Annotated in this window: 26 protein-coding genes; 10 read left to right on the top strand and 16 right to left on the bottom strand. The window is 43.8% G+C overall.

From position 1 onward, the window contains the following. Positions 1-86 precede the first annotated feature (86 nt). The 11 genes from P4S59_RS08515 to P4S59_RS08465 all read right to left on the bottom strand — a co-directional run bounded on the left by P4S59_RS08515 (position 87) and on the right by P4S59_RS08465 (position 12,630). Positions 87-1,451 (bottom strand): O-antigen ligase family protein, encoded by a 1,365-nt coding sequence (locus P4S59_RS08515; protein ID WP_337168237.1) that lies wholly within the window; start codon positions 1,449-1,451, stop codon positions 87-89. Continuing rightward, on the bottom strand, positions 1,448-2,878 hold the full coding sequence (locus tag P4S59_RS08510) for a lipopolysaccharide biosynthesis protein (protein WP_337168236.1): 1,431 nt from the start codon (positions 2,876-2,878) through the stop codon (positions 1,448-1,450). Before P4S59_RS08510 ends, P4S59_RS08515 begins: the two co-directional genes overlap by 4 nt. After that, on the bottom strand, positions 2,871-4,043 hold the full coding sequence (locus P4S59_RS08505) for a glycosyltransferase family 4 protein (RefSeq protein WP_337168235.1): 1,173 nt from the start codon (positions 4,041-4,043) through the stop codon (positions 2,871-2,873). The genes P4S59_RS08510 and P4S59_RS08505 overlap by 8 nt, the downstream gene beginning before the upstream one ends. Positions 4,044-4,054: 11 nt before the next feature. Continuing rightward, a complete protein-coding gene (locus P4S59_RS08500) occupies positions 4,055-5,239 on the bottom strand; it encodes a glycosyltransferase (protein ID WP_104974125.1) in 1,185 nt (394 codons plus the stop codon). A 155-nt stretch (positions 5,240-5,394) separates the two neighbouring features. Further along, complete coding sequence (locus tag P4S59_RS08495; protein ID WP_337168234.1) at positions 5,395-6,465, bottom strand: glycosyltransferase family 4 protein; 1,071 nt, start codon at positions 6,463-6,465, stop codon at positions 5,395-5,397. Next, positions 6,440-7,963 (bottom strand): sigma-54-dependent transcriptional regulator, encoded by a 1,524-nt coding sequence (locus P4S59_RS08490; protein WP_161445568.1) that lies wholly within the window; start codon positions 7,961-7,963, stop codon positions 6,440-6,442. Before P4S59_RS08490 ends, P4S59_RS08495 begins: the two co-directional genes overlap by 26 nt. A gap of 276 nt (positions 7,964-8,239) precedes the next feature. After that, positions 8,240-8,620: an Hpt domain-containing protein gene (locus tag P4S59_RS08485; RefSeq protein WP_337168233.1), complete on the bottom strand. Its 381-nt coding sequence runs from the start codon at positions 8,618-8,620 to the stop codon at positions 8,240-8,242. An 11-nt stretch (positions 8,621-8,631) separates the two neighbouring features. Further along, positions 8,632-9,318 carry an AAA family ATPase gene (locus P4S59_RS08480; protein WP_053807396.1) on the bottom strand — a complete coding sequence of 229 codons (687 nt, stop codon included), beginning with the start codon at positions 9,316-9,318 and terminating at the stop codon, positions 8,632-8,634. Then, positions 9,318-11,420, bottom strand: a complete 2,103-nt coding sequence (locus P4S59_RS08475; protein ID WP_114322354.1) for an SLBB domain-containing protein — start codon at positions 11,418-11,420, stop codon at positions 9,318-9,320. The genes P4S59_RS08480 and P4S59_RS08475 overlap by 1 nt, the downstream gene beginning before the upstream one ends. Next, positions 11,417-12,283, bottom strand: a complete 867-nt coding sequence (locus tag P4S59_RS08470) for an OmpA family protein (RefSeq protein WP_253658494.1) — start codon at positions 12,281-12,283, stop codon at positions 11,417-11,419. Before P4S59_RS08470 ends, P4S59_RS08475 begins: the two co-directional genes overlap by 4 nt. A 26-nt stretch (positions 12,284-12,309) precedes the next feature. Further along, positions 12,310-12,630 carry an STAS domain-containing protein gene (locus P4S59_RS08465; protein ID WP_005394270.1) on the bottom strand — a complete coding sequence of 107 codons (321 nt, stop codon included), beginning with the start codon at positions 12,628-12,630 and terminating at the stop codon, positions 12,310-12,312. A gap of 423 nt (positions 12,631-13,053) precedes the next feature. On the opposite strand from P4S59_RS08465, the gene P4S59_RS08460 reads away from it, so the two are divergent. Then, positions 13,054-13,899 (top strand): DNA ligase, encoded by an 846-nt coding sequence (locus P4S59_RS08460; RefSeq protein WP_006742936.1) that lies wholly within the window; start codon positions 13,054-13,056, stop codon positions 13,897-13,899. 12 nt (positions 13,900-13,911) lie between these two features. Here the strand turns inward: P4S59_RS08460 and P4S59_RS08455 are convergent, their stop codons facing one another. Both P4S59_RS08455 and P4S59_RS08450 read right to left on the bottom strand, forming a co-directional pair. Next, the gene (locus P4S59_RS08455) at positions 13,912-14,913 is read right to left on the bottom strand and encodes a DUF3080 domain-containing protein (RefSeq protein WP_337168232.1); all 1,002 of its coding nucleotides are present in this window, start codon (positions 14,911-14,913) and stop codon (positions 13,912-13,914) included. Positions 14,914-15,046: 133 nt separating this feature from the next. Further along, complete coding sequence (locus tag P4S59_RS08450; protein WP_065646737.1) at positions 15,047-16,417, bottom strand: MATE family efflux transporter; 1,371 nt, start codon at positions 16,415-16,417, stop codon at positions 15,047-15,049. A 394-nt stretch (positions 16,418-16,811) separates the two neighbouring features. Here P4S59_RS08450 and P4S59_RS08445 point away from each other — a divergent pair, with 394 nt between their 5' ends. Continuing rightward, complete coding sequence (locus P4S59_RS08445; RefSeq protein ID WP_337168231.1) at positions 16,812-17,423, top strand: riboflavin synthase subunit alpha; 612 nt, start codon at positions 16,812-16,814, stop codon at positions 17,421-17,423. A 75-nt stretch (positions 17,424-17,498) separates the two neighbouring features. On the opposite strand, the gene P4S59_RS08440 is transcribed toward P4S59_RS08445, so the two are convergent. Continuing rightward, positions 17,499-17,693, bottom strand: a complete 195-nt coding sequence (locus tag P4S59_RS08440) for a CPXCG motif-containing cysteine-rich protein (RefSeq protein ID WP_005396219.1) — start codon at positions 17,691-17,693, stop codon at positions 17,499-17,501. Between the two features lie 253 nt (positions 17,694-17,946). Beyond that, complete coding sequence (locus P4S59_RS08435; protein WP_005396217.1) at positions 17,947-18,813, bottom strand: fructosamine kinase family protein; 867 nt, start codon at positions 18,811-18,813, stop codon at positions 17,947-17,949. Between the two features lie 224 nt (positions 18,814-19,037). Here P4S59_RS08435 and P4S59_RS08430 point away from each other — a divergent pair, with 224 nt between their 5' ends. The 3 genes from P4S59_RS08430 (at position 19,038) to P4S59_RS08420 (ending at position 21,509) form a co-directional block, all read left to right on the top strand. Continuing rightward, positions 19,038-20,012, top strand: coding sequence for a response regulator (locus P4S59_RS08430; RefSeq protein WP_005396215.1), 975 nt, complete (start codon positions 19,038-19,040; stop codon positions 20,010-20,012). Beyond that, positions 20,012-20,974, top strand: a complete 963-nt coding sequence (locus P4S59_RS08425) for a GGDEF domain-containing protein (protein ID WP_005396213.1) — start codon at positions 20,012-20,014, stop codon at positions 20,972-20,974. Before P4S59_RS08430 ends, P4S59_RS08425 begins: the two co-directional genes overlap by 1 nt. Before the next feature lie 190 nt (positions 20,975-21,164). Further along, entirely contained in the window at positions 21,165-21,509 is a 345-nt protein-coding gene (locus P4S59_RS08420; RefSeq protein ID WP_005396212.1) for a DUF3802 family protein, read from the top strand. A gap of 44 nt (positions 21,510-21,553) precedes the next feature. Here P4S59_RS08420 and P4S59_RS08415 read toward each other — a convergent pair whose 3' ends face one another. Continuing rightward, positions 21,554-22,048 carry an NlpC/P60 family protein gene (locus P4S59_RS08415; RefSeq protein WP_005396208.1) on the bottom strand — a complete coding sequence of 165 codons (495 nt, stop codon included), beginning with the start codon at positions 22,046-22,048 and terminating at the stop codon, positions 21,554-21,556. A gap of 134 nt (positions 22,049-22,182) precedes the next feature. On the opposite strand from P4S59_RS08415, the gene P4S59_RS08410 reads away from it, so the two are divergent. From P4S59_RS08410 to P4S59_RS08390, 5 genes are all read left to right on the top strand, one after another. Then, on the top strand, positions 22,183-24,201 hold the full coding sequence (locus P4S59_RS08410; RefSeq protein ID WP_337168230.1) for a methyl-accepting chemotaxis protein: 2,019 nt from the start codon (positions 22,183-22,185) through the stop codon (positions 24,199-24,201). A 280-nt stretch (positions 24,202-24,481) separates the two neighbouring features. Then, positions 24,482-24,895: an NUDIX hydrolase gene (locus P4S59_RS08405; RefSeq protein ID WP_243327265.1), complete on the top strand. Its 414-nt coding sequence runs from the start codon at positions 24,482-24,484 to the stop codon at positions 24,893-24,895. Next, positions 24,896-25,363 carry a hypothetical protein gene (locus P4S59_RS08400; protein ID WP_268979857.1) on the top strand — a complete coding sequence of 156 codons (468 nt, stop codon included), beginning with the start codon at positions 24,896-24,898 and terminating at the stop codon, positions 25,361-25,363. A gap of 242 nt (positions 25,364-25,605) precedes the next feature. After that, positions 25,606-25,986 carry a hypothetical protein gene (locus P4S59_RS08395; RefSeq protein WP_054867073.1) on the top strand — a complete coding sequence of 127 codons (381 nt, stop codon included), beginning with the start codon at positions 25,606-25,608 and terminating at the stop codon, positions 25,984-25,986. Positions 25,987-26,033: 47 nt separating this feature from the next. Continuing rightward, positions 26,034-26,264 (top strand): hypothetical protein, encoded by a 231-nt coding sequence (locus tag P4S59_RS08390; RefSeq protein WP_048626379.1) that lies wholly within the window; start codon positions 26,034-26,036, stop codon positions 26,262-26,264. The last annotated feature ends 28 nt before the right edge of the window (positions 26,265-26,292 follow it).

Genomic DNA, 26,292 nt, shown 5'->3' with positions numbered 1-26,292 from the left:
TTACTAATCAAGAGAGTAATCACAATACGTGCCAAGGATTTATTTGTTATAAAACAGGTGATTGGGCTTTCTGTTGGTATTTGAAATTAGGGTTTCTCATTTTGACAATCACTTTGAACGATTCGACTAACGACTACCGTTAATGCCGCCAGAATGTATATTGGCCAAGTGAAACCTTGAGTGAGGAAGGTGCCTGATACGATGGTCCCGATCAGCCCACTTAAGACTGCATTTGCTCCAACAGATAGGGTGTAATCCGATGTTGGCGTCAGTAGTGAAATAGAATGCAAAGAGGTTCGAATCAATGACACAATCAATGTAATGAACACGGCGAGTCCAACAAACCCCGTTTCTGCTAATACGCCAAACCAAGTACTGTGTACGGCGTGATTGATACCGTCCCAGTGAGGGCTATAGAAATAGTAATTGAAGTAGAAATTATCAAGCCCAACCCCAGTTAACGGATGGTGGAGAGCCATTTTAAATGCGGCTTCCCACGCGTAAAGTCGTCCCATCGCAGAGGCATCTATACCATCCTCGGCTGCGCCACCCGATTCTCTCCCTGAGATACCAGCAAATGCGTAGAGTACGATGGCTGCGACGGCGCCTAGTACTAAGACTAACGTTTTGCTTTTGATATGCTTAAAGGCAAAGTACGCAAATACCGATAGAGAGCCTAACAAGCCCCCGCGGCTTTGTGTCTCAATAATCGCAAAAAACAATACCAAACAGGTAACAAGTGCGAAGAGTCGGAGATGCTTAGGTGAACGTTTCTCCATCAACTGACTAACGGTAAAGGCGAGGGGAAACATTAATACCAGCGCCAAGTCGTTCGGATCGCCGAGCACTGAACCTATGGAGCGTCCAATCGATACGCGCGTCCCTTCCACTAAATCAATGCCATTCGCTGCGTTTTGTAATGCGACTAAACCAATCAACAATCCGGCGAAAATTATCGCTTTCGACATTTGTGCTAACTGAGCAGGCTTGGTAATAAGCCAGGTGATCGCCAATGTCATAATGATGATTTTCCAATAGGTATTTTTGAAAACTGTAATGGCAATGTCACGACTGGAGGCGAAGACGATGCCGATGATCACCAGCCCCCAAAATATGCACAACCATTTTAATGAAGGGTGCCAAAAAGCCGCAAGCTGGCGACTTATCAAAAGGTGGAAAGCAAGTGCGGCCAGTGCCCCCAATGATAGTAGCAATGGGATCTTAAAGTTATAGATAACGGGAAACGCTTCATGAATGCGGAAGAATGAAAAAATAACGAACAGCGTGACAAGCCAAAACGTTTGGTTGAGAACGAACAGTAAAGCCAGCGGGGCGAAACATAGTGCGACGATCAAAATAGGGTGAGGCATAACAATCCAAAGCAGGCCGATACAGACGGTAATCGTCAGCGCTGCGATGGACTGTTTTCTTCTCACCTTGGTTTCAGTCATAACGAGTATCTCTTCACCTGTCCACGCCATTTCACCATGTATCGAGTGAGCGCATTTAGCGTCTCTTTACTCATATAGCGAGTGGCTATCCCTGCCAGCAAAGTGCATGTCAAAATGCAAATTGCGATGGCGATGCCTATTGATTGTGAAGAGTGAAGCAGGAACAGTGCCACACCGGAGATAATCTGCAATAAAACCATCAGACTTAGGTGAAAAGGCAACGGCATGCATTGTTGGCCTACCACATAAGTAAGGCCAAGCTTACACAGTTGAGCGTAATAAAGCGCAATGAAAACTCCATAGATACCCAGGGACGATAGGCCAAACAGCAAAGCAATTGCAACGCATGCTGAGACGACATTAATACCCAGTAACCAGCGAGTACGACGCTTGTACAAAATGGAAATATTAATGAGCTCGCTCCACTCTTTTAGCATAGCGATAGGCAGTAAGAACAAGCTGAACAGTACCGTCTCATGATAGGTTTCTGGTAACAGGTAAGTGATCATCACCATTGCTAATGTGCCGACTGCAACACTTAAACCTGTAATGTAAATCATGCCTAGATGAGTGATGCGCACAGCTTCTGTACTCTTACGACCTTCTAGGTAATTAAATCGACGTGGCATCCACCACATGCCAAATGGCTGAACTAAAATACACATGCCAACCGCAAATTTTACGGCTATCGCGTAAATTCCTAAGGTCGCAAGTGAGGCGTTCGCGCCTATGAACCAGCGTTCAGCGCCATTGAGACAAAACGCAACCAATCCAGCCATCATCATTGGCAGACAGTAATTTAGGTATTGTTTCGCCACTGTCATACTTGGCAGAGTCATGCTGTAGCGGTTAATGATGTGCAGCCAGACAAACTGAGTAATAGCAGCCAACAAGCCACCCCATAAAACAGAAATAACATGTGGGTGAACAGACAGCGCCGTGATGATGAAAATGACCTGAAAAACAGTGGTAGTCACCATGACGTTAAGTAGGGTTCTTGCTTTGTCGTCCTGTGTTCTCAACCAAGCTGTGCCGATTGCGATACTGCCTTCTAGAACGATAGCAAACATAACAATAGCAAACTCGACTCGCGTAAAAGGTGCAGGAATAGGCGCGAGCATAATGATAGCGAGTAGGCATAAAGCCACGATGCCAGCGATGAACAAAGCAAGTGAGTACAGCTGGTTTAGAAGGCTTGTGCGCGTATTTTGATCCTTTTCAACCCCTACGAATCGATACAGCGCTTCATGCAAAGCGAAACTGACGAATAAGGTTGTGACAACGCCAAAGGTGGTAAGCAGTTCAAGCTTGCCCATTTGTTCTGGTGAGAGAAAGTGGGGCAATACAGGCAGCATGATTAAGCTGATGCTTTTGTTTATCACTAACGCGATAGCGAACAGCGACATATTGGTCATTGCTTTAGACATGGTCATATCCTTTGATGTATCGCGGTGTTTTGAGTTTACAATCGCCATTCGGTGCGGATTCTGCTGCAAGATGCTGAGCGATTGGCAGATAACAACGTTCGGCCGTATAAAGTTGAGAAACGTTGAGTGCTTCGATACCCATTGTCACTTTCATCCATGGAGACTCATTCAAAAGGCGAATTGCGTTATGTAACGACGCCACATTGTTTGGTGTGTACTTGATGCAATTGCGGCCATGCGTCAATACGCGATCCCAGTAGCTATCATCATGTGGGATGACGATGCACATGCCGGCTGCGAGAGCTTCTAAAATGGATAACCCAAAAGGTTCGTTAACACTGGTGGAAACAAACACACCACACTGAGAGCGTAGGTCACCGAGGTTATCTGGGCATTCATGCCATTCAACACCTTTTGTGGTGAAATCTGGTGTTGAATATTCCACACCTGTCACATTTGGTTTGATGTAACACACGGTAGATTTGATCTCTTTTGTCTTATCAAGTGTTAAAGCATCAAGAAAAAGATCGATGTTCTTCCATTTTAGTAAGCTAGCTGCCCAGAAGACGCGGTTTGAAATCGGATTTGCTTGTTTTGGCCAGCGGTCTCTCGATAGTCCGTTAACAAACGTAGAAGCATTCAAACCACACCAATAGCGTTCAGTGGCTGGCTTCTCGGTTTTGAGGTAAACCTGTAAGGCCTCTAGCATCGATTCTCGGGTGTTTGCCAAGTAATAAATTGCGGATGCTTTTACCAAGCAGTAGCCGGAAGATCTTGAACGACCAATTGGACCATGAACCATTTGTACCACAGGCTTTTTGCTGATTAATCTTAGTAAGTACAAAGGCATATCATTACTTGGGCAAGATAGACCTAAAAAGCTATCTATCTTTGGTAGTTTCATGCACGCAAAAATCAGTTGGATAAAGTAATACGCGTTCATTAACCAGTAAGTGAGGCCATGAGTGGAGCTCAGTGGTGATGGTTTGATTTTGATAATCTGCACACGAGGCGTATCGCTAAGTAGTGACTCCCAATGCTCTGGATTCGTGGTCAGCAGATAACCAATTACGTTCAGTTTATCGCACTGTTTGAGGAGCTCTGCATTCGCAATTTTAGAACCACCTTGCATTGGGATGGCGTCGAACATTAATACACGTTTCATGACTGTCCTCCTCAATTGATGCTCAACCAGCGTGAAAGAGGCTTCATGCAGTGAGTCATTGGCATTGGTGTAATACTGTTGTTCTCAAGCTCACCTTCATAAATACGTTCAATGGCGCTTATGGATGCTGCAGTCGTGAGGTTTTGGCTAGCATGAAGATAGGCGTTTTCAGCTAGCTTGTTTCTTAGCGCTGCATCTTGCATGACTTGTTGGATCGCGTTTAATAAGCTTGCCATTCCGCGATTCTGGTACAGTAGTGCAGAGTGATTATGCTCGAACAACTCAGGAATGCCTCCCGTTTTAGGAGCCACGATAGGCAGTTGAGCTAAAGCCGCTTCCCCGAGCACGAGACCAAAGGCCTCTTCATAGGCGCCGCTAATAAAAGCGTCTGCATTCCCAGACATCCATGCACCTGCATTGCTTTTTTCCCCGACAAAGTGGACTCTGTCTTGGATACCAAGATCCGAAGCAAGTTGTTGCAATGTTTCTCTTTCCTCGCCATCGCCAACGATAACAAGATGAGGATTATCGTGATGGTAATTGTGCATGCGCATAGCGCGAATAAGGCGGTCGAATCCTTTTCTTTTAATCAATGAACCTACCGAGAGAAAGGTAAACGCTTGTGGAGGTATTCCGAGGTGAGCCTTGATATCAATGGGCGTATCAGAGTCCAGAAGCGATACACCGTTGTGCACAACATAAAGTTGGTCTTCTGGGTAACCGTCCTGAATAATTTCACGACCGACATCTTTACTAACGCAAATCAATTTTGGGGAGAGGTGTAGCCCAAGAGAGAAGCGATCTCGCAATGTATAGTGACAATGAAGTTGGGTGACAAGTGGGATGTGATTCATACGTGCAGCCAAACACATCCATTGACAAGGACCACCGCTATTAACGTGTACCAAGTCGATATTGTGTTTTTCGATCAGTGCTGAGCCCTGTTTGATAAGGCTGTTCCATCCGCTAATATCCCAGCGAGGTGCACTCCAGCCACCAACGAGATTGAAAACAGAATGTTCCGCTTCAATTCCGAGCGATTGACACTTATCGATTAGTGGCTGGCAGTTTGACCACACGAATGGCTCAAACTTATCACGGTCAATCCCTGAGATGAGATCCAGAAGTACCACTTCACTGCCGCGAATCCAGTTATCACCATAATGAACATATAGAATGCGTTTTGGAGTAGTCATAAGTCACCTCTGTCTCATCATTAACTTGTGTTAACAGCTGAGTTGCAACAGAGATGCCAAAATATGCCATTAGTTTATGTGTTTGAATATTATTAGATATTTGTGCTTGGCCTTAAGGGGGTAAGCAATATTCTCATATTGAGAACCAATATGGCTTATTGCTCCGTTTCAATTTGATATTTTCGTAGCAATACAGGAATAACGTTTTGCGCCGAGAAATCATCAATAATGGTCTGCCGAGCGTTTTGACGAATGTGAGATTGCTGCACTTCATCAAGAGACATCCAATGTTTAAGGCATTGAGCGAGAGATGGGACGTCATCGACAATAAAGCCATTTTCGCCAGTTTGGATAATATCGGGCAAGCGACCCACGCGTAGGCTCATCACTACTATTCCTCTAGCCATTGCTTCAAGCGCCGCCATAGGCAGGCCTTCATAGCGAGAAGAAATTACCAGCACACTAATGTTTTTCCAAACGGTCTCCATTTCAGTTTGATGACCGAAAAATATCACATTTGAAGGGGCAATGTGGGCGAGTGATTCTCTTTCGGGTCCATCACCGTAAACACTAAACTGCAGTGTTGGGCAGAGCTTAGCCACTTCGATAAATTGGTCGGCACCTTTTTCTTGGCTCAATCGGCCGACGAAGGCGATTTCTTGATAGTTGAGATTACAATCGGGAATCGAAACAAAGTTATTCAGCAGTTCCGAAGGGAAAATGACTTTGCGCTGAATGCTTGGGCTGACGGAAAAGCAGTGGTTAGAGAGGTAGCCTGAACTTCTATCAAGCCAATCATAGAGCCACATTTTGCCCGAGGATGATTCACCTGCATGATAAGTTGAAATCAAGCGAGGAAATGTGCGCGTGAGTAGCTTGGCACAGCGCGCTAAGATTGACGCTTTGTAACCGTGAGAGTGAATGACCGATGGTTGGTGATTGGCGACTGCGTTTGTTAGGTGTTTGATCTTTAATGCCTTATGTGGCTCACCAGACAAATGGTTCAAGTAACTCACAGGGATGGTAGATTCTTCTGCTTTTTCTACAATCTGTGCTGGTGGCGAGTACTCAGTCGTTAAGACAACACGTGCTTTGTGCCCAAATGTCATTAATCCACGAGCAAGCTCTATGACGTGACTTTCGATACCGCCAAACAGGCGGCTATCAAGAAAAATCCAAATTTCACCAACGTCAGGTTTCTCAAGATTGTTCGAGATTAATTTCATCCGCTTCCCACGCTTGTTTTTTTCGGTAAACCGTAGATGGGCTTAGCTCCAGCATTACGGCGGCATTGAGAACGTTGCCATCACAGTATGCGATTGCGTTTTGAATCGCCTCACGCTCCACTTGCCACATAGGGCGAATGGTTCCATCAGAGTTAAAGTACGGCGAGGCAGCCGCTGATGATTGTATGTTAGGTTCCGGTGTCGGTATTGACGGTTCTCTAGCGGGGGCCGATTGTTCCTCAACATACACTGGTCGGGATGTTATTGTTGGAGGGGGTGCTGGCTCTTGAGTTACATGTGCGGGAGTGGATGTTCTCACCGTTTTAGACTTTCTAGTCAGTTGAGCGGGTAGGTGATTCACCGTGACTTTTTCGTCATTATTAAGCACCACAATGTTACGTATGATGTTTTGTAATTGCCTTACATTACCCGGCCATTCGTAATGCTTGATGATATGTTGAGCTTCGCTGTCGATTGTTGAGAATTTCTTTTTGTCCTGTTTGGCATAAGTGGTCAAAAAGTGCTTGGCTAGCGTGACAATGTCACTTCCTCGCTCGCGCAGAGGGGGCATATCGATAGGTATTACGTGTACGCGGTAATACAAATCTTCACGAAAACGACCTTCTTCCACTTCTGTTAATGGATCTCGGTTGGTGGCACAAATGATTCGAACATCCACCTTCATCTCTCGAGTGCCACCAAGCGGTGTGTAGGTTCCTGTTTGAAGAAAACGGAGCAACTTCTTTTGCATCTCAAGTTCCATTTCACACAGTTCATCGAGAAAAAGCGTACCACCGTGAGCCAGCGTCGCAGCACCTTTTCGGTCTGTTGTGGCCCCGGTAAATGCGCCTTTAACATGGCCAAAAATCTCACTTTCCATTAAATCTCGTGGGATAGCCCCGCAGTTTATAGCAATAAAAGGTTTGTCTTTACGGTCGCTCTGACGGTGCACGGCTTCAGCACAGACTTCTTTACCTGTGCCGCTTTCACCCACAATAAAGACACTGGCAGATGTTGGAGCAACGGCATCAATAGTTTTATATACCGCCTGCATTGGGAGACTTGAACCGATAAATCCGTGATAGTTATGGCGATCAAACTTGGACTGAATATTTTCTACTAAATCTTCCAATTTGGCGCGTTTGAGGTGTAATGCAACAGAAGTTTTTAGGCGATCAGCGTTAATAGGTTTTTCTAAGAAATCTTCCGCACCTTTTTGAATTAGGTTAACGGCTAAGTCTACGCTGCCATGCGCTGTAGCAATAATAACGGAGGTAGGAATGTCATTTTGGTTTATCCAATCCAATACGTCTTCACCAGACATATCGGGCAGTTTCAAATCGAGAATGATGAGTTGAGGTTTGCTTCTTTCAATAAATTGAATTGCTTCGCGACCTGTTTCGACATGAAAAATGTCATAAGGTTCGTCTTTGACATACTGCTTATAAAGTATGGCTAGTGAAGTAGAGTCTTCTACCAGTAACACCCTTGGTCTCATAGTCCTATCCCAACGTAGTTCGTTTCACTTTTATGATTTTTGTCAGCACTATTATTTGTATTTGGCGTGATGAGCGAGTTATATGACTTAGTGCTCTCTAGTACTGAATATTCTCAATTTGAGAAAAGCGTTATCTAAGTATTAGCACAAGGTGGGAAATTTGCGAAAAATCCATACTTTTTAATTGATTAAGTTAAATTGTAAATGTCTTAGATGATATCGGCATCGCACTTTAATAAGTGCGATGATTCATAAGATAATTTATTATTGAAACGGTTACTCGAACCCCTGATCTTTTCGCTTTTCTAGCGCGTCAAACGATTCAATTGCCAGCTGGGAAAGAGACTCACAGAGAGCCAATGCTTCTAGTGTTTTCCCTTCCACACAATATTTCTCAATCATTCTTGCTTGTCTGGAAAGCGTTCGGTTACCTAAAGCAAGGGCAGAGCTGCCGAGTGTATGAACTTCGAACTCTAATGTTTGGAGGTCTTTCACGCTTAATGCTTGCTCTATTTTCTCCATGCGCTCTCGTGACTCTTCAATATAATGTTCAATCAGCGTAGGGATGATTTCGGCGCACGTATCTTTGATCATTTGCTGGAGAATGTGTTCATCCACCAATTCTTGTTCGATAGTCGGTGTGTTATTTGCAGTCATATTGGCGCTCCCTATAACATAAATAGTTCACTTTTCTTAATTTGTTGAGATATCTTTTCTTTCCACTTTTTGGGTAAAAAGCGTAGCTTGGAAACTTGGCGGATCAATTCATCTTTCAGGCTTGGTGTATGCTTCATGTTCAGCACGGAACCAATCAAATTCGCATCGCTAGCATCAAGTAGTTTTTTGGCTTGTTCGAGTTGGGTTGCCGTCGTAGAGCCATAATGTGCGACTAATAAGGTGGCATCACATACGCCCGCAATCACTTGAGGGGCAATATTGCTTCGGTTGACACTCAGAAGTGGAGATGTGTCTATCACGACGCGCTCGTACTGCGTTAACCACTCTGCAATATTGCGCTTCAGCATCGTCGGGTCTCGGTACGCCAATTGAGTGCTGGCGAGAGATGGAGCAGGGAGACCGACTAAGGTTTGATGCGTATTTTCTCTTGTGATCAGGTGTCCAACTTTTTCGGCATCATCAAACTCGTGAATGGTGCGATACGCGGGCTTGAACAGGTTAAGATCCACATACAAAGTATTGTGTCCAGCTAAAACCAGACGCTCTGCTAGAGATGAAGCAACGGAAGTGACGCCGTCTTCAGACTTACAACCCACAACACAAATCGTTTTGTGGCCTTTCTGTTCACTCTGAAGATAAATTTGCTCAATCTCAGCGTGAGTGGCAGGAATAGTCATTACAACGCTCCTATTAACACGATGGTTGTGGTGATTTGTAGAATATCTCTTAATCCGGCTCTCGCTTTTTCAGCAAAGCTTTCGTCTTTATGTGGAATGTAAATAGTGTCGCCTGCACGGATGACTGGTAAATCATAAATGTTGGCGGTTTTGCTAAAGTTCACCAAATCAAATGTTCGAGCTTGGCCCTGACAGCAAGACATGTTGACCACACTGATTTTTTCAAGATACGCATTGTTAGTCGGGCCTCCTGCTTCGGCCAGCAGGTCAAGTACCGTCATGTTGTCATTAAATACATAGCGCCCTGGGTCTCTTACTTCACCTAATACGCGCACGGTGGATTCTTTGGAGCGATCCAACCAGTTTTTGTTTTTTTCCGGAATGTAAATGGTATCGCCGGGACGAACGTGGGGCAGAATAGACTCATCGCCCGTTTCAAAGTACATCGACAAATTCAATTTACTCACTTTGGCATAGCCTAGGCCACGGTGCGTCACACGAATATTGTGAATATCGGCATCCATTGTTGGTCCATCGGCGGCAGATAAAATATCCAGAAAGTGCATCTCTTCGGTAAAGCGATAGCGGCCTGGGGCATTGATTTGACCGAAAACATATATCGAGGCATCAGAGCTCTGGCTTACCCATTGCGATTTGTTGTCTGATGGATCGTCAGGTAATGCATGGACTCTTACTACCGTGCCAGCAGAAACTCGGGGCAGATTCGATGTTGGTGAGCCATCTAAAATGTATTGATCTAAATCGAACTGTGTCATTTGACCATTATTGGCGACTTCAATTTTGGTGGTGTCAGCTCTACGTGTTGGGCCGCCGACATGGGCAAGCAGATCAATTAAATCCATTTCGTCTGACCATTCAATACGTCCCGGGCGCACGACTTCTCCCATCACAGCGACCGCTCGACTTGGCGCCACTTTTAGCCATGACTTCTCGTTGAAATCGGTTTTCTCAGGGACGAAAATCGCGTCTCCAGGTCCGACATTCGGTGGTCTAACCGAAGACAGCCCCTCGGTATGCGCGGTTAGGTCGAATTTGATGACCTTACCATCGGCTTTTATGACACGAATTTGGCGAGATTCTGCATAGCGAGTAGGCCCGCCTGCATTGGCGAGAATATCCATGAAGCTAGCGTCTTGCTTTCCTTCATACGCGCCAGGGTGGGCAACTTCACCCATGACATAAACCACATTTGCGCCCGCTTTGATTTCTTCTTCCTGTTTTGGAACAAAGATGGTGGCACCCGGTAGGATTTCTGGTAGTAAGCTTTGATCACCCGTATCCAGATACTTTTTTAGATTAAACATGGTTGGGTTGTTATTTGTGATCACGCGAATTTGCTCAACACTGGCATATCGTGTTACGCCGCCAGCTCTCATCACGACATCAACGAGCGTGGTGTTCGGTTTGTAAGAGAATGAGCCGGGAGCATTAACTTCACCAAAGACTTTGATGGCACGAGCGGAGTCTGCGCTATCGCCTGAGTTCGCGAGTTTTGCTGCATCAAATTCTTGCTCAATATTCCCAACGAGTGGAGATGCTGGAACAAACAGTACGTCCAGCGATTCCAATTTCGGGAGCTGGCTATTATCACCAGTATCAAGGAAACGTTTGTAGTCAAACTCGATGTTTTTGTCGCCGCGTTTAACGATCATTTTATCGAGCTGAGCACCTGCGCGAAGGCCGCCAGCTTCGTATACAAACATTTGAATGTTGGAACCTGAAGGTAAGGTATATTCCCCGGGTTTGACCACGTAGCCTTGGACTGACACTAATAACTGTTGTTGTTTGATAAAGACTCGAGCGTTGTTTACGTCACGATACACGGTTTTTAGCGTTTCGATAATCACGTCTTGGAGTTGTTGCTCATTATATCCAGCAACAAATACAGGGCCGACTTCCGGTAAGTTAATGCGCCCACGGCGATCGACTTGAAACCCTTTATTTAAAGACGCTTCTCCAGGTAGGTTAATCTGAATTAAATCGCCGACCTTAACAGTATTGTTTTCATCTGCTGACGAAGTAGGTACCCAAGCAACCAAGCACAAAAGAACTAAGGTGATAAATGGTTTCATCGTGTTCATAGCGTACCTCCTGCAGATAGATTGCGATTTACTGAGGTATCGCTATCTGAATTAGTGCTAATAACCTCGATGCTTACGCGGCGATTGGTTAAACGCACGGCAGGTGTTTCACCTTCATAAAGCGGCAGGCTATCTCCCACAGATTTGGTGGTTACGCGTTCTGAAGTGATGCCAAATACAGTCAGGTAACGCTTCACTTGTTCTGCACGCGCTTGAGCGAGTTTCTGGTTGTAATCTGGTGAGCCAGTGACATCGGCATGCCCAGTCACCACAAGAGTTAGGTTAGGGTGGTCACGTAAAATGTAGGCAGCTTCTGCCAAATGTCCCATGTACTTTGGATTAATTTCTGCTGAATCGACAGCAAATTGATTATCAATATTGAGGAGTGCATAAATTTCAGCGACGACGTTCAAATCGCTACGCAATGCTTCAATATCATCGGGTGGCGTACAAGTGGTTTGGCTTAATACATAGTCGAGTTGCTGTTCAAGTTGGTTTAAACGTCGACGCTGAATCACCAGGTCGTTAGCAGCATCGAGTAGAAGTCCGCCCTCTAACTCACGTGCGATTCTGTTTTGCTTCTCAAGCGCTTGCACGACTGCTGCAGGAAAGCACCAGCGTGCGCCTTCTTGAATCAACGCGTCTAGGTGTAGCTTGGTGAGTTGCCAATCAAACCTCAACCCATGCTCTGGACCTAACGGTTCATCGGGCATGACTGGGGAAAACTGATAATTTTCAATTGAGATATCTTGATAGTTTTCCGCCAAGCCACCTTTTCCGTGGTCTGGGTAGTCAAACGACGAACAACCAAACATGCCGACAACAAGACCGCTTACTACATATCGTCGTATAAGATTTACCATGCCAACCTCCGTTTAAACCGGTATTTTTAGTGTCCTTTTGAGTTAACGGGAATAGCATGGTTAATACGAAGCAAGCTCATGATTTCTAAAGGTTGGCCTGATACGTTTTCAATACTCATGCTTCTTTCACGTTCAACTAGACGCTTATATAAGTAAACAATGGCACCAATCCCTGAAGAATCAAGAAATTGGACGTGCTGTAGGTTAATTTCGACTTCTTTGTGATGATTGTCGTGAATTACTTCATCAATGTGATGTTGTGCTTGTCGACAGCCACTTGCGTCTAAGTCACCAAAAAACTCAATGGCTAATTTGTCTTGATTAATTTCTAGTTTGCGTAATTCCATGACTCTATCTCCGTTTGTTTTCTCTACTTGAATATAGAGCAGGTAACGTGCCAGATTTAAATGCGTATAAAATCAGATAGTTATGATTTTTTGGTGGTGTCATTCAAATTGAGAAGGAATAGGTTCTCAATTTGAGAATCAAAAACGCATAGACAAACGGCTTGTTCAGGAGAGAGGTCGAATTAGTATCGAGTGCTAAAGCAAGAGTCTCATCGAGATTAGATTGCGACTTGATTTGAGACTCACCCATCTTATTGTGAACAATGTGTAAATATTAAATGCAAAATCTGTCTAAAGTTTATGATTGTCCTTGCAAATCATTACTTAAGTTGATTGTTCTGAGTCGAAGAATGACTAGTAACAAATAGGTCATCGAGAGGAGTTACGGTTCAATAAAGGCGCTTTTTTGTACAAGGTCTTCTTATGCCATTAAAAATGACATTAATCGCGCTGGCTGTTATGACAGCGTCTTCACAGCTTCAAGCTGATACTTCTCTCACGCCTCCAGTTTCTCTTGCTCAAAGCTATCAAGATGGTATCGATGTATCTGAATATTGGTATAGCGAAAAACTCGACGGCATTCGCGCCTATTGGACAGGACAACATCTCGTGACGAGAAATGGTAACCGAATCTACGCTCCAGATTGGTTTATAGATTCACTACCTGACTATCCGTTAGATGGTGAGCTATGGGCGGGACGAGGCAATTTTCATCTCGTACAACAAACGGTTTTGGATAAAACGCCTGTGGAGTCAGCTTGGCGAAACATTGATTTTATGATCTTTGATATGCCGTATTCTGCTGGTGATTACCGGAAGCGTTATTACAACATCAAAGACTTAGTGCTCGAAGTAGACCAAGCTCATATCAAATATGTCGAACACCGAGCGATCCAAAATGAAGCTCACCTGTTTGCGCAATTGGATAAGATTTCAATATCCGATGGTGAAGGGGTGATGCTACGTAAGGTATCAAGCCGTTATCAAGCTGGACGTGGTAGTGATTTACTTAAACTGAAACGATACGCGGATGATGAAGCGCTAGTCGTGGGCTATAAGCCAGGCACGGGGCGTTTATTGGGTATGATGGGGGCGATGTTAGTTCGCTTACCAGATGGTACAGAGTTTTACATTGGTAGTGGGTTTACCGATGAAGTGCGTCGTCAGCCTCCGAAAATAGGTTCAACCATCACGTTCAGGTACAACGGTTTTACTCATAACGGTAAGCCACGTTTTGCCCGATTCTTGCGTGAGAGGCTGAAGGAATAGAACGCTCTGCACTTACTCGTTGCCAACGGTTACACCGCACCGCTTGAAGAGACCCTGCCAAAACTGAACGTGGTTTAGGGTTTCTTGTCTAAAGGTTTTGTGTGCTTCTTTTATGCCATATTGATGACCATGAAGTTGCATACGCTTTTCTATCAAGGTGGCACCATCATGAAGTTGCTGATAGGTACTGTCTAAATAGGCTAAGTAAGGTTGCACTTCTTCAACGTAAATAGATTGGAAGACATTTCTTAGGTAGCGGAACTGGGTCACGTCTCGGTTTGGCCCGCACAAAACATTATTCTGATGTTGTTCAAGTAACTGAGTCGTAGCTTTGAGCCAGTGAGAAGCGTTTATCATCGAATAGTAAAGTCGTCCGATTAAACGAGATTTCTCTAGCTCTTCTTGATACTGCACAATCTCAATATCGGGCAGACGTGAAATGGCGCGATGAGGTAAGCCGTACATTTCACTGAAAAGGCGATAGACGTCGTTAATACGTGCAACATCATTTGGTGTTTCTTGAGATAGCCAATCCGACGCCGTTAGCTGCTTTTGCATTGCATCACTCGCGAGTAGCAAGTTGTCAAGATGAGTACCTAAATGCTGCCACTTAGTCGAATAAAGCTTTGTTAATGTGGTACGTTCTTCATCGCTGAGCTGAAATTCGGATAGACATCGATTCATGACTCGTAACAGTGAAGTTTGGTAATCAAAATCATGAAATGCATCCTGCACCTTACCAAGTTGCGAGTTTTTCTCGGCAAGTAGATTGAATAATCCACACTGGCGTAATTGGTAGCTTTCTAGTAAACCAATCGATAGCCTTGGAAGTGGCTCGAATAAGTCACGTTTTGCAGGTATGGTCACAGTAGGTTGCGATTCGATTGGAAGATTAGGAGCGTCCAACACATTGGCGACACGTTGGTGATACTTGTCAAACATGGCGTTCTCTGGGTTGAACCAGTTATCGCAACCGTTAAGAAACAAGACTAAGAACAATAAAATAGACCGCACAAATATCCTTTTTATAACTTCGTATTTGTCACCTTGAGAGCAGGCTAAACTGGCTCACAAGCTTGTTATAAGTATACTCAACAGCGTTATTATTCGATCAAAAAAGCCAGCGTGTGCTGGCTTTTTCTTATGATCACTGAACTGAAAAGTTCAATTGCACCTCTGGTTCTTGGCGGTGCATCCAGCGCATTCTTACCCCTAACATAAGTGCGGCAGAAGAAAGGCCGATGATAAAGCCTAGCCAGAAACCTTGCGCTCCCATCGGCTCGACGATCCAGTCTGTGCGGCCAAGGACGTAACCCATTGGTAAACCAAGAATCCAGTAGGCGATAAAAGTACGGTTGAAGATGGCTCGCATATCTTTATAGCCACGTAGTGCACCTGCCGCGATTACCTGAACTGCGTCCGTACATTGATAAACAGCAGCAAATACGAGCAGTTGCATCGCTAGAGTGATGACCTCTGGGTTGCTAGTGTAAAGTTCGGCGATCCATTCACGAGACAATACGGTTAATATCGCTGTAAGAACAGATAGACCTAGACCAACCATGATGCCCACTCGTGAAGCAACGCGAGCGCCATCAACGTTTTCTTCGCCAAGTCGGTGTCCGACACGAATACTCACTGCCGCACCGATACTCATTGGAAGCATAAATACTAGCGACGAGAAGTTAATCGCAACCTGATGCGCAGCAACGATGATTGGTCCTAGTGGTGAGACCAATAGTGCAACGACAGCAAATAGTGTCACTTCAAAAAACAGCGCTGCTGCAACAGGAAAGCCGAGCCTGAACAGACGAACTTGCGCTTTCCATTGTGGTCGATGCCATTCACCAAATAAGTTGATGCTTTTAAGTCGATCTGATGTCATTACATAAAGCAATAGTAGGGCAAACATGACCCAGTAAACAATCGTGGTTGCGACACCACAGCCAATACCGCCTAATTCAGGTGCTCCAAACTTGCCATACACGAAAATCCAGTTTAGGGGAATGTTGAGCAGTAAACCGATAAAGCCAATGACCATTGCTGGTTTCGTCAATGACATACCATCCGTAAAGCTTCTAAGCGTTTGAAAAAGCAAGAAGGCAGGGACTGCTAAGATAACAGCATGAATGTACCCCACTGTTTTTTCTGCCATCAGCGTTTCAACATCCATAAATCCGAGAATAAATTGGGTTTGAAGCAGCACTGCAATAATCGGCACACTGATCAACAATGCCAAAACGACGCCTTGTTGAATTTCAAACGGGATTTTTACTCGACGACCAGAGCCATTTAACTGTGCGACAACAGGGACTAACGCCATTAACAAACCCACACCAAATAAAATGGATGGAAGCCAAATACTTGAAGCGACAGAAACCGCAGCCATGTCGGTGGCACTAACGCCTCCGGCCATAACGGTATCAACAAACCCCATACCAGTTTGAGCAACAGATGCGATCAATACCGGGGTCGCCAATTTGATGAGACTTGATGCTTCTTCTTTATAGCGATGCACGAAAAATACTCCAGAGCGGAACAATAAGTTGAAAGAATGAGAGCGCTCGAGGACAAAAGATGTGGTGAACTGATCTGATGGTTGATTTTAGTCACGATAAGGTGAAAAAATGCCTCGGAGAAACTCCGCGCAAATGATAAACAATTGTATGTTTATATTCCATAGTTAGGTTGCGAATAGTGGATAACACTAACTTAATGCTAGCTAAGCTCAGGATACGCTAATACTGAGAGCTGTAATAAATCATGTTAATGTTAGAAGCATGTATGAGAACAAGGCTCCATTTTTCAATAGGTCGTTGCTCTATAATCTACAGGTTTTATCTCGATACACAGTGCTGTGCTTCAGGCTCTGTCATCGATTGCAGCTTGTATGAAATCAATAGGTAAAAAGAATGTTTACAGGAATAGTTCAGGGTACGGCGAAGGTCGTTAAAATTGATAAAAAAGAACGCTTTCAAACGCATGTTGTCGAGTTAAGCGAAGAGCTTTGTAAAGGGTTAGAAATAGGGGCATCTGTCGCTCACAATGGCTGCTGCCTGACCGTGACCAATATTAATGGCAACCTTATCAGCTTTGATTTAATGCAAGCGACATTGGCTCTCACCAACTTAGGCGAGCTAGTTGAAGGTGACAGCGTAAACATTGAGCGAGCTGCCAAGTTTGGTGATGAAATTGGCGGACACAGCATGTCTGGCCATATTAGTTTGATGGCTGATATTGTCGAGATCATCGATGAGCCTAATAACCGCACGATTTGGTTCCAACTGCCGCAAGAATCAATGAAATATGTATTAGCGAAAGGTTATATCGGCTTGGATGGTTGTTCTTTGACGATTGGTGAGGTTGAAGCGTGTCGTTTTTCAGTACACCTAATTCCAGAAACCTTGCAACGAACACTCTTTGGAGTAAGACAAGTAGGGGACCGCGTTAATATTGAGTTTGACCCTCAGACTCAAGCCATAGTTGATACTGTTGAGCGAGTTCTCGCAGCAAAACAGCTTTAGAATGATAAAAAGGAGCCAAGCGCTCCTTTTTAATTCAAGTGACTTTGTGTTTCCAACGCTTACATGCTCGAGTTGTTATTCGTAATTGTCATCGATAAACAGTTCGACTTTATCTTGCAGCTCATCTACTCGCATATTTAAGTGAATGGCATGGCAACAAGCTGGGCAATCATCATAAAACTCTTGGTCACCATTACTTGCATCTAGTGTAATGCCGATTGAATGTCCACAATGGGGGCATTTGACATGCCTTTCGGTATAATTTTTCATACAACAACTCCTAATATCGCAGGGCTTTTAAACACTCTATTCTTTAAGGAAGTACAGCCCTTCACTTACTTTGCCTACAAGGAAAATAGGCACAATCCAAAGTTAAGTCTCCTTTGATATTAGGTGGAGTTGTTGCTAATTGAGTCGAAATAAGTATAAAACTTGACCCCAAACTCAACCTTGAGCTTAGGGTCATTTTCTGTAGTGATGTGCCTCGAGGTTTTACATCTTGAAATATGCAGTGGCTTCCAAATTAATAAGAAATAATTTTATTAATAACTTGTTGAGCCTGCTCCAAATAATGGCCGCCAAATAAATTGCAATGGTTGAGAACATGGTAAAGGTTATAGATATCTTTACGCTCTTGATAACCAGCAGAAAGTGGCATAACAGATTCATAACCTTGATAAAATTCCGGCTGAAATCCACCAAACAGCTCAGTCATCGCAATATCACACTCCCTGTCACCCCAGTAGCAGGCGGGATCGTAACAGATAGGGCCACATGCCGTGAGAGCCGCATTCCCGTTCCATAAATCGCCATGCAGCAAGGAGGGCTCTGGAGCATGGTTTGCTAGCAGTTGTTTTACGACATCTATAAAGTCGTCGATATCAACTAAAGTGACGCCTTTTTCTTTAAGGAGCTGTAATTGCCATCCTATGCGTTGTTCAGCAAAGAAGACACACCACTTCTTGTGCCACTTATTGGGTTGTAGAGTGGACCCGAGATAGTTATCCGTATCAAAACCAAATTCCTTTTGCTCGCCCCATTGATGAAGGTGAGCTAATTGCTGTCCTAATTTAAAGCTGTTTGGGCCATCTTCTAATGGCTTTGTTGGAAGGTAGTTAAGAATTAGGAATGAGGCATTTTTGGTTTTACCAACCAACACAACCTCTGGAACAAATAGGGTGGATGTCTCACGCAAAAGATGCAGACTTTCTGCCTCAACTTCAAACTTAGACAAAAACTCGCGATCGTTAATTTTCACGAAATAGCGCTGTTCGCCGTCATTGATCATGTAGCTTTCACTGATATCCCCACCAGACAGTCTTACTTTTTCCGTGATCTGGTACTCGAATAATAAAGTATCAGAAAGCTGTTGCGATATTGCTTGCCACATACAAAACCTCGCGAATCTATTTGACCACCAACAGTTTAGGATAAAAAGCAAGGTGTTGGCGCTACGTTGAGCATACTTCGTAAAGAAACCTTCCTCTCAGTGTAGTCAATTTGTATAAATGTGAATCAAATCGCTTATAAGCCTCTGATTTGTCGGCATAGCATATGGAGATGAACGTATACAACAGGTATTATTATTTTTTTGACGTTAGTTCCATTGGTGACATGAAAATACTGATATGTGATGACTCAGCGGTTGCAAGAAAGCTCATTGCGCGCTCCATCGTACAAGATACATCATTGCACCTGATCGAAGCTCAAGATGGGTATGAGGCGCTAAATATTCTTGCGGAGCAAAATATCGATATTTTGTTTCTCGATTTAACGATGCCGATCATGGACGGTTTTGAAGTCCTCGAGTCATTACCTGTTAGTCACTACCAGACTAAAATCGTCATTATTTCTGGAGATGTTCAACAAGAGGCAAAACAGCGCTGCATAGAGCTAGGTGCTCAAGCTTTTATCGCTAAGCCTCTGACAGAAGAGCAGGTGATACCGCTCTATGAACAATTGGGGCTGCACTATGCGTTCAAGCCTAGTCATTCGATTGATCCTAAAAGCCAGATTTGCGAGGAGTTCTCCTCATTAGCCAAATTCCGCGAGATTGCAAACATTGCCCTTGGTAAAGGGGCTGCGATTATGGCAGACCACTTACACGAGTTCATCCAACTTCCTGTTCCACATGTTGGTCCGTTATCCTATGGCGAACTTCATATGACGCTTGTCGACGTTGTTGGGCGTGATGGCTCCGTCGCGGTTGCGCAGAGGTTTGTTGGTGGCGGTATTCATGGTGAAGCTCTGGTGTGTTTACGTGGTAGAGACATCAATCAAATTGGCGAGAAGTTAGGCTATCTGCTTGAGTTTACACCTCATAATGAAATCATTTTGAATATCTCGAACTTACTGGTTTCGTCATTTCTCACATCGTTAGGGGATCAGCTCGACAAGCAATTCTCACTTCGTCAGCCAGGCATTGTGGATACGTTAACGCCTTATTGTGAAGAGCAGGGTGAATTAGGTGAGCTGTTTACTATCGAATACACTTACATGGCAGAAGCGCTCGATTTTGAGTGTGAGGTATTGTTTTTAATTGATAAACCATCCGTAGAAATTATTTATGAAATCATGGAGCTAATCTAATGTCCGATATTACGCTGGACATAGCAGACTTTCATTGGGTCACACAAATTCTCGATACGATGGATTCAGGGCTTATCGTGTTGGATCAAGAGTATAAGGTCTGTGTGTGGAACAGTTTTATGCAGTCATACAGTGGCGTTCTGTCACAAGAAATCCTTGGCCAATGTTTATTTGATCATTTTGAAGAGCTGCCAAAAACTTGGCTAGAAACCAAGATAAAAACCGCCGCCGATCTGGAAACTCGTTCCTTCTCTAGCTGGGAAAACCGACCGTACCTTTTTAAATTCAACAATTTTTCTCCGGTTTCAAACAGCAGTGATTTCATGTATCAAGACATCGTAATCACCCCGTTAATCGGGCTCTCAGGAGAGGTCAGCCACATTGCTATTCAAGTGAATGATGTCTCTGAAACGGCAAGAAATCGCATTCATTTGAAAGAAACAAATCAACATTTGTCTGAAATCAGTCGCAAAGATGGTTTAACAGGTTTATTTAATCGCGCTTATTGGGAGCAATCGCTGAAAGAAGAGTTTGCTCACCTAAAAGTTATCGACGGACCATGCTCATTAGTAATATTTGATATCGACCACTTTAAAAAAGTGAATGATACCTATGGTCATCCGACGGGAGATGAAGTCATTCGTCGTACTTCTTCGTTATTAAGAAAGACAGCAAGAAGCAGTGATGTGTGCGGTCGTTTTGGCGGAGAAGAGTTTACGGTATTGCTTCCTCATACGAATCAAGAACAAGCTTGCTATTTCGCGGAGCGTTTACGTAAAAGAATTGAGCAAGAGATCGTGAAAGTGGAAGATTTTTTGATTAATTACACGATAAGTATTGGTGTTTGCGAGTATAAACCTTATTTTGAAACTCACACTCAATGGTTAAAGAGTGCCGATGCTGCGTTGTATCGTGCAAAAGAAAACGGTCGTAACCAAACTTGTTTGCATGAAAATGACTGAAATACAAAAAGGTTTGAAGAAACCCTGTATCCGAACGCAGTGAGGCAAAGCGCAATTGTTTGAAAAACATCCAGTTGGTTCGTGAATGTTTGTTAATATGAAATAAGTTAATGAAATTTTCTCGGCATGTCTTACTATTGAAACTATTCCGCTTTCAGCTTCGAAGGCTTGCAATAAACGGAGAAAAACAGTGGTTTTAGAAACCGATGGATATCTCGCTCTTATCGAGCACTTGTCGCTAAATCTAGATATTTTCACGACTGAAATTGGCGACACTGGATCCGAAAGCATCGAAGATGTCGTCACCGATATGGTGGCTTCAAACATCATGGCGATCTTTGAGCAAAACCCAGAGCTTCACTCAAGCGTACGCTTCAAATTACTAAAAGAAGCGGATGCGGTTGTTGAAGATCTTGGTGAGATATTGGCTGGTGTATGGCATAAAAAAGCGACTAATGAACAGATCACGTTCCTTGATGAATACATCGCTTTGGTTAAAAACCTATTCGATACTGCCGTTGCTACTTACGATTGATATTGTTTGATACCAGTCATCTCCAATTCTAAAAGTAAGAAGAGTTACATTGTAACTCTTCTTACTTGCCAAAACTTAGATGCCCAGTATGGGTTGTCGATTCTTGAAATGATCACACCTTTAGACGTTGACGCATGCATGAACTGCTTGTTACCCAAGTAAATCCCTACATGATAGGTCGTCCGTCTTGTCTTAAAAAACACCAAATCTCCTTGTTTGGCGTCCGTCCAATTTAATTCCACACCTTGTTTCGATTGTTGTCTCGTTGTCCTGGGTAACGATAGCTGATAAGCCTCGACAAAGGCTTTTTGCACAAATGCCGAGCAATCAATACCAGATTTTTGTGTGCCGCCTAAGCGATAAGGTGTGCCATGCCATTCTGTATAAAACTGGAACAAGTCAGGGTTATTGTCCAATAACTGATTTGTAGGTGTTGTCACTTGCACTTGCTCGCTAGGTTCAGGCCCAGAAGAGCAGGCGCTTAGTAGCACACTGATTATCAAAGGAAAATATACTCGACGCAAATCACCACCTGTCATCTCTACGACTCACAACTGAAATATTAGTGTCATAACCAATCCATAGTATGGGCTGCAAATCACGGTTTTGTCTCACAAATGTGACGGAATCACTGCAAAACCGATTCAACCTTAAGAAAGAATAAAAATTGATTATGGCAAAGCGAAAACGCTCACGCACATCACTTTCACTGATTCAGGCTGTTAGTGCAACATTTTTAACTATCATAGCTCTTGTTATAGCCCTTTCTGTCTCAAGTTTCAAAGGAATGGAACAGGTAGGAGAGCAATTTGAAGACTTGTCGCAAAAAGCGTTACCAATCGCGATGGCGAACGCAAAGTTAACCATGAATGTATTGGAGATGGTTAAGCTACTCAACCATGGTATGCAAATTACTGAGCCAAAAGAGTTGCCTCTAATAAAAGAGCAAATCGATTCACTTGCGACTCAAAGTAAAAGTTTGGTTGGAGAAGCTTCTGGTGTTGCTGAGCAACTCTCTGAGGAGTTAGATACAAATTTAGCGCGTTTACATAACATCACGCAGTCCATTTTACTGAAGCAATCTTCAGTGATAAAAATTCAAATGGATATTGATGCAGGAGTTGGCGGGTTCCGCTATGGACTCAGCTCTATCGGCCCGGAAATGAATCGAATTAGCTCGTTTCTTAGTGCCGAAAATCCTGAATCGAGTGATGCCGCCAACCGATTTATTGCCTCAGCGAGCTCAATGGAAAGCACGTTCTTAGTAATGATGATGCATTCTGAGCTGAGCAAAGCCGAAAAAGAATACCGAGAAATGCGTAACCGTATTGCAGGTATTAATCTCGCCTATGAAGATTTCCAGTCTTTACATCCAGAAGTAAGCGAATACGCAAGCCTAACGGCACCGTACGAGATGGTGAAGCAAGGCTTTAGTGAAAAGGGCGTGCTGCGTTTGATCCTCGCCAAACTAGAACAAGGGGAACTGCAACGTTCAGAGTTTAAACAGGCTTCGATTCTTGCGGATGAAACCATGCGGTTGCTTGATCAAATATCACAAGCTGCTGGTGAGTTGATTGCGGATAAAGAGAGTGTGGTCAATGACACTATTCAGTCAGTGAGTGTTATGATCGTTTTTGCAGCGTGTGTGATTTCTTTCATTATTCTGATCACTTGGTTCAGTCTGAAGTCATGGACAAACCGAGGGTTAAGGAATGTACTAACGCGTCTTTCAGCACTTACCGAGCATGACTTCCGTGACAATGCACAAGAGGTTGGTCCTTATGAGCTAAAAGAAGTGGCACGAAAACTAAACCAAGTGATTGATTCAACAAACAACTCTATCCAAACAGTTACACGTAACTGTGAGACGCTTTATCAGACGGCCGAAGTAAGCCACAGTGCAGCTGAACAAACGAGCGATGGGTTGACGACACAAAATGAAGCGTTGGCGAGCATGATCACGACCATTACGCAACTTGAAGCCTCCATTCGTGAAATAGCAACAGTGACAAATGCCTCGTCACAGGACTCGATGCTTGCTACCAAGCACACTGAAAAAGGCGTTCAAGTTGTGGAACAAAACCGTGAACGTTTGGAATCACTTGAAAGCTCTTTGGACATGAATGAGCAATCTATGTTAGAGCTAAACCAGCGTGTTAAGCAGATTCGTGAAATGGTCGATATGATCAGTGGTATTGCTGACAACACAAACTTGCTTGCTCTCAACGCAGCAATAGAAGCCGCTCGAGCTGGTGAACAAGGGCGTGGGTTTGCAGTTGTCGCGGATGAAGTCCGCAAACTAGCAAGTGATACTTCTCAACAAACAACGAACATCCGAGCAATGATGAGTGAGCTTATTACCGCAGCAGAGCGTTCTCGCCAAGCGGTAAGTGATTCAAGAGAAGAAATGGCCCATGCGCTGCAGTCCAGCAATGAAGTGAAATCAACATTCTCGGATATCAACCTTGCGGTTAAACACATTCAAGAACGTGTTGAGCAAATCTCAGTTGCTACAGAAGAACAAGAACGTGCGACGGCGGACGTGTCTCAATCCATCAATAATATTTCCGAGCTTGGAGAGCGTACAAAGTTACAACTTGAATCCATGGTAGAGAGCTCTGAACAAGTGGCAGAAATTGCAGGGCATCAACAAGCGATGTTGCATAAATACGAGCTACATCAGTCCGCATAAGTGACATGTTTTCATCTTCTAAAAGCAGAACTTCGGTTCTGCTTTTTTGTTGCTTCTACTCATCCTCTCATTGCTATTCAAATCGCAAAAGTGAGTTATATCGCATCTTGCTCATTTCTTAAGGGCTGAGTTATCACTACGTGGTGTTAATGCTATCTCGGTGAAACAAGATAGCTAGAATGTTGTCCGAACTCAAAGGAATGGATAATGCAACTTCATGCGATTCCTTTATATCCAGAACAAGCCAAAGCTTTCTGGTTAAACAACGAGGAGTGGTTTTGTGATCGATAAAGTTTGTCCCGTCGTTCTGCGTAAGCAAAATCAAGAGTTCTTACTTTTTAAACATCCGTTGGCGGGTATTCAGCTCGTCAAGGGCACTGTTGAGACGTTTGATGAAAGTTACATCACGGCTGCAAAGCGGGAGCTCGCTGAAGAATCTGGAATTACGCACGTTATCTCCGCTCGGTATTTATGCTCCTGGGACAGTGGTTTTCAAAATCAAGTATGGCACTTTGTTTTGTGCGAGTGTGCTGATCTAGCGGATTCATGGACGTTTCATACGCAAGACGATGGCGGACATGATTTTGCGTTCTTTTGGCACGATATAGGGAGCGATATTTCCTCACAAGCGCATACCGTTTTTCAGAACGCACTGGAAAAAGTTCGAAAACTGATAGACCAAGGAGTGGTGTAAGTGAAGTTGCGAGTTGGAGGTTTAACAAAGACGAATTTGTTAAAGCGCCTGAGTCAAATGGGTGTTCAAGTGAATCCCTTCGCCCAACAACTATTCGATGATGACAAAGTCGAGTGCTCAGATGAGATTCAATCGTTCTGTTTAACGATAAAAACACCGTCTGACTTCGGACTTTATTTTGGCGCGACCCTTGGAGAAATGATTGAAGCGGCGTCGACACAAAATCTATCACCTTGCCCTTTAGTTGTTGCGCCATACCTCCGTTTACAAGAAATTGACTTGGCGAAGGGAGAGTACCTTACTGTGGTGTCTTCCCCGCTTTCGAATGACAAAGCTTATCCACGTGGTTTGTATCTACGGGATCTCGACGACGGATTCTGGCTACGAGGCTTTAGATGTTCGGAAGATTGTATCTTTCCGCCGTCGAAAAAATTTGTTTTTGTGTCTGAGATCGCGAAGGAGTGTTGAGTGTGACATATCTTTATCATCGCGAGTCCGACAACCTTTCTCACCTAATCTCGAGGGAAAACTAGCGGATTTGAGCGAAATGCCAAAGCTAACACTATGCTTCTATCAGGAGCGAATAAATTTCTTTCGCACGCCTCACGTACTGTTTAAAGGCACTATCGATCTCAAAAATGGCTATGAGATTACAAATGTTTAACTGACTTCTATATGCTTTGCGCATTCATTCAGATAAGGAAACGATAATGGATAAATTCGTCGTGTTTCTCTTATGCCTTTTTATGACAGTTGGCGGTGTGGTTCATCTTTATGACAACATTGCTAACGGTTTTTTGCCTTATGATTTTGCGCCACGCTGGTTGAATATTTATTGGAGCGCATTGGGGCTGTTAGACTTACTAGCGGTGTATCTGTTGGTGAAGCACCGTCGTTCCGGATTAGTACTTATGCTATTGATTCTGACGACCAATGTTATTTTTAGCTCGCACGCTCACTATGCATTAGAAATATTGGACAACAATGCCGCACTTCAAATGAAAACACTCTTTTTAGGTTTTTCATTCGGCGTATCTATCTGGTTATGGAACGCGCGTAAACATCGACAATCACGCCAGATATTTCGTTAACTTTCACTTTTCATCACTCAATTAAGGATAGTAAACAGGGATTCGTTATGAACGACTTTAAAGACTTGGCCAGTTTCGCTGGTTTCAGCGTACTGACAGGTTTAAGCTTTGGTACCACTTTCTTCAGTCTGGCTTTTCTATACAGCTCAATAGAAGCACAACAAGCAATGAATACTAATGCTTTGGTGTGCACGGTGCTTGGTGTGGCTGGTTTATTTGTTGGTATTACTCAGTTAAACAAAAAACGTCAACTAACGGAGAGTGAATCCATTAGCTAGCATCGTAAGGATGAAGTGGTGTTTAACT

The organism is Vibrio sp. M60_M70, assembly GCF_037162085.1.
GTDB lineage: Bacteria > Pseudomonadota > Gammaproteobacteria > Enterobacterales > Vibrionaceae > Vibrio > Vibrio diabolicus.
The sequence above is the reverse complement of the archived record's forward strand: the minus strand, read 5'-3'. Positions and strand labels throughout refer to the sequence as shown.